General features: G+C 70.1%; 8 protein-coding genes and 1 pseudogene. 6 read left to right on the top strand and 3 right to left on the bottom strand.

Features of this window, described 5'->3' with window-relative positions; translation table 11 throughout:
• The first annotated feature begins 232 nt into the window (after positions 1-232).
• Entirely contained in the window at positions 233-1,042 is an 810-nt protein-coding gene (locus tag G6028_RS10050; protein ID WP_375544328.1) for a DoxX family protein, read from the top strand.
• A 39-nt stretch (positions 1,043-1,081) separates the two neighbouring features.
• On the opposite strand, the gene ilvD is transcribed toward G6028_RS10050, so the two are convergent.
• Positions 1,082-2,920, bottom strand: coding sequence for a dihydroxy-acid dehydratase (ilvD, locus tag G6028_RS10045; RefSeq protein WP_182658774.1), 1,839 nt, complete (start codon positions 2,918-2,920; stop codon positions 1,082-1,084).
• Positions 2,921-3,030: 110 nt separating this feature from the next.
• Here ilvD and G6028_RS10040 point away from each other — a divergent pair, with 110 nt between their 5' ends.
• On the top strand, positions 3,031-4,539 hold the full coding sequence (locus tag G6028_RS10040; protein WP_182658773.1) for a YhgE/Pip domain-containing protein: 1,509 nt from the start codon (positions 3,031-3,033) through the stop codon (positions 4,537-4,539).
• Here the strand turns inward: G6028_RS10040 and G6028_RS17675 are convergent.
• A pseudogene (locus tag G6028_RS17675) lies at positions 4,525-4,794 on the bottom strand (PH domain-containing protein); the annotation flags it as partial. The gene G6028_RS10040 and the pseudogene G6028_RS17675 sit on opposite strands and share 15 nt — an antisense overlap.
• A 351-nt stretch (positions 4,795-5,145) precedes the next feature.
• Here G6028_RS17675 and G6028_RS10035 point away from each other — a divergent pair.
• From G6028_RS10035 to G6028_RS10020, 4 genes are read left to right on the top strand one after another with little or no spacing between them, the layout of a single operon-like run.
• Positions 5,146-7,041, top strand: a complete 1,896-nt coding sequence (locus tag G6028_RS10035) for an acetolactate synthase large subunit (protein ID WP_179525520.1) — start codon at positions 5,146-5,148, stop codon at positions 7,039-7,041.
• The gene (gene ilvN, locus G6028_RS10030; protein ID WP_179525519.1) at positions 7,038-7,544 is read left to right on the top strand and encodes an acetolactate synthase small subunit; all 507 of its coding nucleotides are present in this window, start codon (positions 7,038-7,040) and stop codon (positions 7,542-7,544) included. The genes G6028_RS10035 and ilvN overlap by 4 nt, the downstream gene beginning before the upstream one ends.
• A gap of 54 nt (positions 7,545-7,598) precedes the next feature.
• A complete protein-coding gene (gene ilvC / locus G6028_RS10025; RefSeq protein ID WP_182658772.1) occupies positions 7,599-8,612 on the top strand; it encodes a ketol-acid reductoisomerase in 1,014 nt (337 codons plus the stop codon).
• Between the two features lie 52 nt (positions 8,613-8,664).
• On the top strand, positions 8,665-10,281 hold the full coding sequence (locus G6028_RS10020) for a hypothetical protein (RefSeq protein ID WP_182658771.1): 1,617 nt from the start codon (positions 8,665-8,667) through the stop codon (positions 10,279-10,281).
• A 28-nt stretch (positions 10,282-10,309) separates the two neighbouring features.
• On the opposite strand, the gene G6028_RS10015 is transcribed toward G6028_RS10020, so the two are convergent.
• A partial coding sequence (locus G6028_RS10015; RefSeq protein WP_422110531.1) for a phytoene desaturase family protein occupies positions 10,310-10,837 on the bottom strand: 528 nt, incomplete at its 5' end.

The following is a 10,837-nucleotide window of genomic DNA, read 5'->3' as shown; positions in this document are numbered from 1 at the left end:
GTCGCGGGGGCGAGGTGGGAGGGGGCGGGCCGGGCGGGCTCGACGGCGGGGCTGCGCCCATCCCCGGGCCGGGGGCGGGGGTGAAGGGGGCCTCGAGACGATCGTCGAACCTCGCGCACCCGGCCGTCGCGACGGCCAGGACCACCAGCAGCGAGAGCGATCTCATGGCGACAAGACTACGGTGCGCCGTGTCCTGGGTGCGGGTGCCCGGGAAGCGGCCTATGGTCGCATGGTGACTTCCTCAACGCCCGGAGACGACGCCCGAACCGAGATCATCCACGATGTCGACTACCCGCTCGACGTCCCCAACGCGACGGGGACCGGCTCCGGCACGGGGACCACGGACTCGGCGACCACGGCATTCCCCGCGGCGGGCCGGACGGACTACTCGCAGTTCTCGGAGTCCGGGGGCTACGACACGTCGACGCCGTTGCCGTTCGGCGACCAGCCCACGACGATCGACCCCGCCCCCCGGGACGAGATCTCGCGGCGTGGCACGACCGACTTCGGATTGTTCCTCCTCCGTCTCGCCGTGGGCGTCCTCCTGGCGATGCGCGGTCTGCAGAAGCTCTTCGGTCTGTTCGGCGGCCCTGGGCTCGACGGGTTCACGCAGACCCTCACCGAGTCGGGTTTCGAGCAGGCGCGGCTCCTCGCGATCGCCGGCGGCGTCGTCGAGCTGGTCGCGGGGATCCTGCTCGTCGTCGGCCTGGCGACGCCGGTCGCGGCGGCCGGGTTGCTCGGGTTGGTCGGGTTGGGCCTCGCGGTCCGGCTGACCGGCGACGACCCCGTACCGCTCCTCGGCGAGACGACCCGTGGGCTGGAGACGTCGGTCCTGTACGTCGCCGCCCTGCTCACGCTCCTCTTCGCGGGAGCCGGACGCTGGTCTGTCGACCGCAAGTGGCAGTGGTCGCACCGACCCCGGTTCAGCGGAGTGATCTGGCTGCTGCTGGCCGTGATCGCGGCAGGGGTGATCTGGTACCTGCTCAACGGCAGCAATCCGTTGATGTCCACCACCGACAGCCCGGCGGTCACCGCGGGCTGACCGTCGTCGGGGGCGGGTCGGCGTGGCGGGTCGTGGAGGTCAGCCCGGCAGGATTCGCACGGCGCCCTTGTCCGCGGAGGACGCCATGGCGGCGTAGGCACGCAGCGCGGTGGAGACCTTCCGGTCGCGGCTGGCCGGACGCCACGGGAGTGCGCCCTTCTCGGCCCGGCGACGGTCCAGCTCGTCGTCGTCGACCTCCACCGAGATGGACCGTGTGGCCACGTCGATCGTCACCACGTCACCGTCCCGGATCAGTCCGATCGGGCCGCCGGCGGCGGCCTCGGGGGCGATGTGCCCGATGGACAGTCCCGACGACCCGCCGGAGAAGCGGCCGTCCGTGATCAGGGCGCACCTGGTGCCCAGGCCGGCGCCCTTGATGAACGCGGTGGGGTGGAGCATCTCCTGCATGCCCGGGCCGCCGGCCGGTCCCTCGTAGAGCACCACCAGCACCTCACCGGGCTGCAGGGTCTTGTCCAGGATCACCGACACCGCCTGCTCCTGCGACTCCACGACCCGCGCCGGACCGCTGAAGTGGAAGTTCTCCTCGGACACGCCGGCGGTCTTGAAGACCGACCCGTCCGGCGCGATGTTGCCGCGGAGTACGGCCAGGCCGCCCTCGGCGGTGGCCGGGTGCTCGACGGAGTGGATGCATCCGTCCACGGCGTCCGTGTCCAGCGACTCCCAGCGGTTGTCCGTGGAGAACGGCTCGATGGTGCGGACCCCACCCGGTGCGGCGTGGAACAGTTCGACCGCCTCCTCGGTCGCGGTGCCGCTGCGGATGTCCCAGTCCGCGAGGTGCTGTTCGAGAGAGGGGGAGTGCACCGAGTGGACGTCCGTCTCCAGCAGACCGCCCCGGAACAGCTCGCCGAGGATGGCGGGGATGCCACCGGCCCGGTGGACGTGCTCCATGTAATAGTCCGAGTTGGGCGCGACCTTGGCCAGGCACGGCACGCGGCGGGAGATCTGCTCGATGTCGTGTAGATCGAAGTCGACCTCGCCCTCCTGCGCGGCGGCGAGGATGTGCAGCACGGTGTTGGTGGAACCACCCATGGCCACGTCGAGGGTCATGGCGTTGGTGAAGGCCTGCCTGGTGGCGACCGAGCGGGGCAGCACCGACTCGTCGCCGTCCCGGTAGTAGCGGTGGCACAGGTCCACGATGACCCGTCCGGCCTCGGCGAAGAGCTCTCTCCGTGCGCTGTGGGTGGCCAGGGTGGAGCCGTTGCCCGGGAGGGAGAGCCCCAGGGCCTCGGTGAGGCAGTTCATCGAGTTGGCGGTGAACATGCCCGAGCAGGAACCGCAGGTGGGGCAGGCGGACCGCTCGATGGCATCGAGGCCCTCCCGGTCGACCGCCGGGTTGGCCGAGGCCGAGATCGCGGTGACGAGATCGGAGCCCGCCTTGACCACACCGTCGACGACCACGGAGAACCCCGACTCCATGGGGCCGCCGGAGACGAACACCGTGGGGATGTTCAGCCGCATCGCGGCGTTGAGCATCCCCGGCGTGATCTTGTCGCAGTTGGAGATACACACCAGCGCGTCGGCCGTGTGGGCGTTGACCATGTACTCGACCGAGTCGGCGATGATCTCGCGGCTGGGCAGCGAGTACAACATCCCCGCGTGACCCATGGCGATGCCGTCGTCCACGGCGATGGTGTGGAACTCGCGCGCGACGCCACCAGCCGCGGTGATCTGCTCGGCGACGATCTCGCCGACGTTCTTCAGGTGGACGTGCCCCGGGACGAACTGCGTGTACGAGTTGGCGACCGCGATGATCGGCTTGCCGAAGTCGGCGTCCGTCATGCCGGTGGCGCGCCACAGGGCGCGAGCCCCCGCCGCGTTGCGTCCGGCGGTGCTGGTGCGGGACCTCAGGGCGGGCATGGGACCTCGATCCGGTTCGGGGACGGCTACACGATACCCGCGGTGGCAGGAGTAACTTCGTCTCGGTCGGCCGTGTGGTCGGCCGGCGTTCCACACGAATGAGGATCACCATGACCGACTCCGGCCACACCGGCGGCTTCCGCGAGTTCGCCTCACACTCGGCGGGCGCGGTGGTTCTGGTCTGCGGACTGTTCTTCCTGCTGTCGTTCATGTATCTGGGCGGCACCGCGGATCCCCAGGCCCACGCCCGACACATTCCCGTGGCGGTGGTGGACTCCGACCGCGGAGCCTCGTTGGACACGCCGATCGGCGTGCGGGACCTCGACGTGGGATCGCAGATCACCGCCGGCCTGCTCCAGAACAACGACTGGGAGAAGATCCGGCTGCACGTGGTGGACCCCGGGACGGCGGAGGAGGGACTGCGTGACGGATCGTACTTCGGGGCGATCAGGATCCCCGCCGACCTGAGCGAGCGGGTGGTCGGTCTGGTCGAGGCGGCGGCCACCGAAGAGGGGGATGCGGCGGAACCTCCCGCGCCCGCGCGGGTCACGGTCGAGTACTCGCCCCGCGTCTCCATCGTGTCGAGCCAGGTGATGAACACCATGGCCGAGGCGATGCAGGAGTCGTTCCGCGACCGGATGGGCCCCAGGTTGCTCGCCGACTCACAGTTGCTCGCCGAGGCGGAGGGCAGGACGATCGGCGCCGCCGCGACCCTCGCACTCCAGGACCCGGTCGGGATCGACGTCACCGCGTGGAACCCGCTGCCGGAGGGGGTGTCGAACGCCTCGCTGCCGATGTTCTACGCGCTGATCGTGATCCTTGCGGGCTTCACCGGGGCGATGATCATCTCCGCCGTGCTCGACGCCCGGCTCGGGTTCATCCCCCTGGAGATCGGACCTCTGGCGCTGCACGTGCACGTGGCCCCGTTCGGCCGGCTCCAGACGCTGGCCCGCAAGTGGGTGGTCACACTCGTGACGGCCCCGCTCGTGTCCGGGCTCTGCCTTCTCGTCGCCCACATCATCGGGGTCACCGGGTACGACCCGTGGCACATGTTCTGGTTCTCGAACCTCGTGATCGTCGCGGTGGGGGTGTGTGCACACGCGATCATCGCGGCGATCGGGAACGCCGGGCTGTTGGTCAACCTGGTCGTGTTCGTGGTGCTGGGGATACCGACGTCGGGCGGAGCCACCCCGACGCAGATGCTGCCGCAGGTGTTCGTCGCGATCGGCAACCTCCAACCCATGCACCAGGCCTACCTCGGACTGCGGTCGATCATGTTCTTCGACTCGAGCTGGGACGCGGGCCTGGGGCACGCGGTGTGGGTCCTCGGCGGCTGGGCGGTGGCCGGACTGCTCGCGGGGGTGGCGGTCACCCTCGCCTACGAGCGCATGGGGCTGCGCCGCCAGGCCGTCGCCGACCGTGTTCCGGCGGGCGGTCGCTCTCTCGACCGGCGCTCAGGAGGTGCTGTCGGCCCGCTAGGCACCGTCGGTTCGCGGGGAGCCGTCCGTCCGGGAGGTGCCGGCCGTCGGGGCGGCGCCGTAGGGGTCGCGGATACGCCCCCGGCTGGCCACGGAGAGCCGGGGGAGATCGTGGAACGAGACCCCGCCCATCGTGAGTGAGTCGTCGGCGGTCGTGACGAGGCGGGCGAAGCCGTTCTTGGGGAACAGCACCCCCTTGACCTCCTCCCAGGGCACGGACCTGCTCGCCCGCCACGTCGACAGGTGGACGCCGTCCTCGTCGAGTCTGGTGTTGGTCCGTGCGACCCACCAGCCGAATCCGATCGGGAGCAGCACGAGCCAACCGAGAGCGACGGGATAGGCGCTGACGGGCCAGAGGATCGCCAGGACGACGATGGCGATGACGGCATAGGACATGGGGTTGACCCGGAAGAGTGCGCGGTCGGTGGGCGTGGACTCCGGGTGGGGTGCTCTGAATGGTGCGCTCATGGTGCCCTCCACTGTCTCACGGTCCACTATGTGGGATCCAGTTTCCACGAGTTGACGACCGTGACGGACGGGGCCTAACCTGGGCGCGTGAACACCTGGAACGGTCTAGTACTCGGCCGGCGCGTCGGCGCCTGAGCCGCTACCTGGCTTTCCGTCGACGCGCACCCTCGCCGGCCCCCGTGGCCGTCGGGGGTTTTTTGTTGCCGGGTTCCCCTGGTCCCACCGGACCGGGTGCGGCGACGAACGTCAGCTCCACGACCACCATGAAGGACAGTTGAAGTGAGCGCACCAACGGCACAGCCCGGACCCCGTCCGGGTGCAGAGCACAGGGCCCGGTCCGCGGCCCCCGAGCGGATGACGGGCGCCCAGGCGGTGGTCCGGTCCCTCGAGGAGATCGGCACCGAGGTCGTCTTCGGTATCCCCGGCGGCGCGATCCTGCCCGTCTACGATCCCCTCTACGACTCGGTCAAGGTCCGACACGTGCTGGTCCGGCACGAGCAGGGCGCAGGGCATGCGGCCACCGGGTACGCGCAGGCCACCGGCCGGGTCGGCGTCTGCATGGCCACCTCGGGCCCCGGGGCCACCAACCTCGTGACGCCGCTCGCGGACGCGCAGATGGACTCGGTTCCGATCGTCGCCATCACCGGGCAAGTGGGCACCGCGCTCATCGGCACCGACGGCTTCCAGGAGGCCGACATCTCCGGCATCACCATGCCGATCACGAAGCACAACTTCCTCGTCTCGCACGGCGAGGACATCCCGCGGATGATCGCGGAGGCGTTCCACATCGCGCAGACCGGCCGACCGGGCGCGGTGCTGGTGGACATCCCCAAGGACGTCCTGCAGGCCGAGATGACGTTCTCGTGGCCGCCGGAGATGAAGCTGCCCGGGTACCGCCCGGTCACCAAGCCCCACGGCAAGCAGATCCGCGAGGCGGCCCGGCTCATCGCCAAGGCCCAGCGCCCGGTCCTGTATGTGGGCGGCGGGGTGATCAAGGCCGACGCCTCCGCGGAGCTGCTGGCGCTGGCCGAGCTGTCGGGGATCCCGTTGGTCACCACCCTGATGGCCCGCGGTGCGTTCCCCGACTCGCACCGGCTGCACTACGGCATGCCCGGCATGCACGGCACCGTCGCGGCGGTCGCCGCGCTGCAGCGGTCGGATCTGCTCGTCACGCTGGGCGCCCGTTTCGACGACCGGGTCACCGGCCAGCTCGACACCTTCGCCCCCGACGCCAAGGTCATCCACGCAGACATCGATCCGGCGGAGATCGGCAAGAACCGCGCGGTCGACGTGCCGATCGTCGGCGACATCAAGGAGGTGCTGGTCGAGCTCGTCGAGACGCTGCGCGGCGAGCGCGACTCCGGAGCGCTCGCCGAGCCCACCGCCTGGGTGGGGCAACTGGACGAGATCCGCTCCGAGTACCCCCTCGGATACGGACCGCAGTCGGACGGTTCGCTCTCCCCGGAGTACGTGATCGAGCGCCTCAGCGCGGCAGCGGGCCCCGACGCCGTCTACTGCGCCGGCGTGGGCCAGCACCAGATGTGGGCCGCGCAGTTCGTCCAGTACGAGAAACCGCGCACGTGGCTCAACTCGGGCGGGCTCGGGACCATGGGGTACTCGGTCCCCGCGGCGATGGGGGCCAAGTTCGGTCGTCCCGACGCCGAGGTGTGGGCCATCGACGGCGACGGGTGCTTCCAGATGACCAACCAGGAGCTCGCCACCTGTGCGATCGAGGGCGCCCCCATCAAGGTGGCGCTGATCAACAACGGCAACCTCGGCATGGTCCGCCAGTGGCAGACGCTGTTCTACGATCAGCGCTACTCGCAGACCGACCTGTCGACGCAGTCCAAACTGATCCCCGACTTCGTCAAGCTCGGCGAGGCCCTCGGGTGCGTGGCGTTCCGCTGTGAGCGCGCCGAGGACGTCGACGAGGTCATCGCCAAGGCCCGCGAGATCAACGACCGCCCGGTGCTCATCGACTTCATCGTGGGCAAGGACGCCCAGGTGTGGCCGATGGTCGCGGCGGGTACGTCCAACGACGAGATCATGGCGGCGCGGGACATCCGGCCGCTGTTCGACGACACCGATTCCGTGGCGGACGACGCCGCGGACGTCCACGAGGTGACCGAGCGGATCGACGCCGCCGTGCTCGCCGCCCAGGAGGAGGACCAGTGACCGCCCGCTCCCACACCCTGAGCGTGCTGGTGGAGGACAAGCCCGGCGTGCTCGCGCGCGTGGCGTCGCTGTTCTCCCGGCGCGGGTTCAACATCGAGTCCCTCGCGGTGGGCCCCACCGAGACCGACGGGCTCTCGCGCATGACGATCGTCGTGGCCGTCGAGGACTTCCCCCTCGAGCAGGTGACCAAGCAGCTCAACAAGCTGGTCAACGTCATCAAAATCGTGGAGCAGGACCCGGCCGGCTCGGTCGCCCGGGAACTCACCCTGGTCAAGGTCCGCGCCGACACCACCAACCGTGGCCAGATCGTCGAGATCGCCAGTCTGTTCCGCGCCCACATCGTGGACGTCTCCCCGGAATCGCTCACGCTCGAGGCCACGGGTACCCCCGACAAGCTCGACGCGCTGCTGCGGATGCTCGACGGCTACGGCATCCGCGAGATCGTGCAGTCCGGCATGGTCGCGCTCGGACGCGGCCCCAAGTCCATCACCACCACTCGATAGTCTCGACTCCTACACAAGTCTCGGCTACACGAACCAACACGAAGGGAATCCACCATGGCAGTGGAGATGTTCTACGACGACTCGGCGGATCTGTCGCTGATCCAGGGCCGCAAGGTCGCCGTCATCGGATACGGCTCGCAGGGGCACGCGCACTCGCTGAGCCTGCGCGACTCCGGTGTCGAGGTCGCGATCGGTCTGCGTGAGGGCTCCAAGTCCCGCGCGAAGGCCGAAGAGGCCGGCCTCAAGGTCATGACCGCCGCCGAGGCCACCAAGTGGGCCGACGTGATCATGCTGCTCGCCCCCGACACCTCGCAGGCCCAGATCTTCACCGAGGACATCGAGCCCAACCTGAACGACGGCGACGCGCTGTTCTTCGGCCACGGCCTCAACATCCACTTCGGTCTGATCACGCCCGCCGAGGGCGTCACCGTCGCGATGGTCGCCCCGAAGGGCCCCGGACACCTGGTGCGTCGTCAGTTCGTCGACGGCAAGGGCGTTCCGGCGCTCATCGCCGTGGAGCAGGACCCGAAGGGTGAGGGCGAGGCCCTCGCGCTGTCCTACGCCAAGGCGATCGGTGGCACCCGCGCGGGCGTCATCAAGACCACCTTCAAGGACGAGACCGAGACCGACCTCTTCGGCGAGCAGGCCGTGCTCTGCGGCGGCACCGAGGAGCTCGTCAAGACCGGCTTCGAGGTCATGGTCGAGGCCGGGTACGCACCCGAGCTCGCCTACTTCGAGGTGCTCCACGAGCTCAAGCTGATCGTCGACCTCATGTACGAGGGCGGCATCGCGCGGATGAACTACTCGGTGTCCGACACCGCCGAGTTCGGCGGCTACCTCTCGGGCCCGCGCGTCATCGACGCCGGCACCAAGGAGCGCATGAAGGCCATCCTCTCCGATATCCAGGACGGCACCTTCACCAAGCGTCTCGTCGCCAACGTCGAGGGCGGCAACAAAGAGCTCGAGCAGCTCCGCAAGGAGAACGCCGAGCACCCGATCGAGGTCACCGGTCAGAAGCTGCGCGACCTGATGAGTTGGGTCGACCGGCCGATCACCGAGACCGCCTGAGACCCCTGTAGGGTCCATCGGGATCGATTCCCGAGCTTTCAGGAGGACCGCCGTGCGCCACTTCAACCGAGGAGTGGGGGCGGCGGTCCTCTCGTTCTGCCTGGTCGCGTCCACCGTCGCGTGTACGTCGGGTACGGACGAGGACGGGCCGGGGATCACCGCCGCGCAGGTCGACGGTGCGAGGATCGCGGTCGACGCCGACTCGTCCGGCGTCGAGACGACCCGCCTCCTGGTGGAGACCGCCCCGGTGGTCGTGGTCGCTGCACCGGACGAGGCCGCCCAGGCCCGCGCCGCGTCTGTCGCGGTGGGACTGCGCGCGCCGATGCTCACCGCGGTGGCCGGCGGTGACGACGCCCTCGCGAGCGAGCTGGAACGGATGGGCGCCGAGCGCGTGCTGCGGGTCGGCGAGGTGACGTTCACGCCCGACGACGGCGAGGTGGTCGACGCACCGGAGGGCCGCACCGAGCTGGAGGAGCTGACCGGGATCACGTTCGAGTCCGAGCAGGAGATCCCGGGGGACCGCGTGGACGACGTCACGGTCCACCAGGCACCGGGTTCGCCGTCCCTCATGGTCGTCGGGGAGTTCACCGCCGGCGGCGAGCCCGCGTCGGACGTCGAGGTGTTCTCCGCGGGAGGACCCGCCTGGTTGGCGGAGGAGGCCCCCCGCGTCCTCGTGTACGACCGGACCCCGGTGGCCGCGGTGGCGACCGCCGTCTCGAGCGGAGCGGCCGTCTCCCACCTCAGGGCTCCGGACCCGCGGGTCGACGGCGGCTCAGTCGAGGCGGTCATGGACGCCGACACCGTGATCGCCCTCGGGCCCGGATGGGGCACCGAGGACGAGCTGGCCGACCGGGTGGAGAAGGCCCGCTCCGTCCCCCAGCTCCCCGGCGGGGGACAGCTGTTGTTCCCGGGCCGGCGCTTCGTGGCGGCATACGGGTCGCCGATCAGCCCGGCCCTCGGCATCCTCGGCGAGCAGGGTCCGGAGGAGAGCGCGGAGCGGGTGCGGCAACTGGTCGAGGAATACCAGCCGTACTCACCGGAGCCGGTGATCCCCGCGTTCGAGATCATCGCCACCGTCGCCTCCACATCCCCCGGAGCGGACGGCAACTACACCAACGAGTGGGCGCCGGAGGAGTTCGAGCCCCTCATCGACGCGATCACCGAGGCCGGTGGCTACGCGGTGATCGACCTGCAGCCCGGGATGGCGGACCTCCTCGACCAGGCGCGGTTGTTCGAGGAGTTGCTCAGGCGACCCAACGTGGGGTTGGCGCTGGACCCCGAGTGGAAGCTCGAACCCGGCCAACGCCCGGGGGCCCAGATCGGCAGCGCGAGCGCCGAGGAGATCAACCGGGTCACGCACTGGCTCGCCGATCTCACCCGCGACACCGGGGGGCCACAGAAGCTGCTCATCCTGCACCAGTTCAGCCTGGCGATGATCACCGACCGGGAGGACATCGACACCTCACGGCCCGAGGTGGCGATCTCCCTCCACGCCGACGGGCACGGCACCCCGGAGATGAAGCTGGAGACGTGGGAGGTCCTGCAGCAGGGGCTGTCCCCGGACATCTGGATGGCCTGGAAGAACTTCTACGACGAGGACACGCCGACCTTCACCGCGGAGCAGACCATGGCGGTCGAACCCCGGCCGTGGTTCGTGTCCTACCAGTAGGTCGGCTCTCCGCCGGGGCGCGGGTTCGTCAACCGCGGATGATCCGCTCGGCGACGTGCTGGCCCGCCATCCCGTGGACACCGGGCCCGGGGGGCGTGGACCCGGAGGCGTGCCACACCCCCGGGACCCCGGTCGCGAAGGGATCCGCCCGTGGAACCGGACGGGCGATGAGTCCGCGCAGGTCGACGCGGCCCGCGGCGATGTCGCCGCCCTCGTAGTTCGCGTTGTGTCGGCCCATCCGCGACGCGGGCGTACAGCGGGTCGACACCACCACGTCGCGGACGCCGGGAGCGACCTCCTCCAGGGCGCGGAGGACCTGCTCGGTCTGGTCCAGCTCGGAGTAGGCGGGCACGTGTGCGTACGTCCACAGGGGTCGTCGTCCGTCGGCGGCGACCCTCCCCGGGTCCACCACCCACGGTTGGGAGACGAGAACCATCGGCCGGTCCGCGTGACGGCCCGCCGCCACGTCGCGTTCGGCCGCCGCGATCTGCTCCGCGTCACCGCCCAGGTGCACGGTCCCGGCGTCCCGCACCCGGGGGTCGCGCCAGGGGACCGG

The sequence above is a fragment of the Dietzia cercidiphylli genome (assembly GCF_014145145.1).
Classification (GTDB): domain Bacteria; phylum Actinomycetota; class Actinomycetes; order Mycobacteriales; family Mycobacteriaceae; genus Dietzia; species Dietzia natronolimnaea.
The sequence above is the reverse complement of the archived record's forward strand: the minus strand, read 5'-3'. Positions and strand labels throughout refer to the sequence as shown.

Excerpts from the sequence above, each read along its gene's own strand:
- ilvD (WP_182658774.1), bottom strand. The coding sequence starts at position 2,920 with ATGCCCGCCCTGAGGTCCCGCACCAGCACCGCCGGACGCAACGCGGCG.
- G6028_RS10040 (WP_182658773.1), top strand. The coding sequence starts at position 3,031 with ATGACCGACTCCGGCCACACCGGCGGCTTCCGCGAGTTCGCCTCACAC.
- ilvC (WP_182658772.1), top strand. The coding sequence starts at position 7,599 with ATGGCAGTGGAGATGTTCTACGACGACTCGGCGGATCTGTCGCTGATC.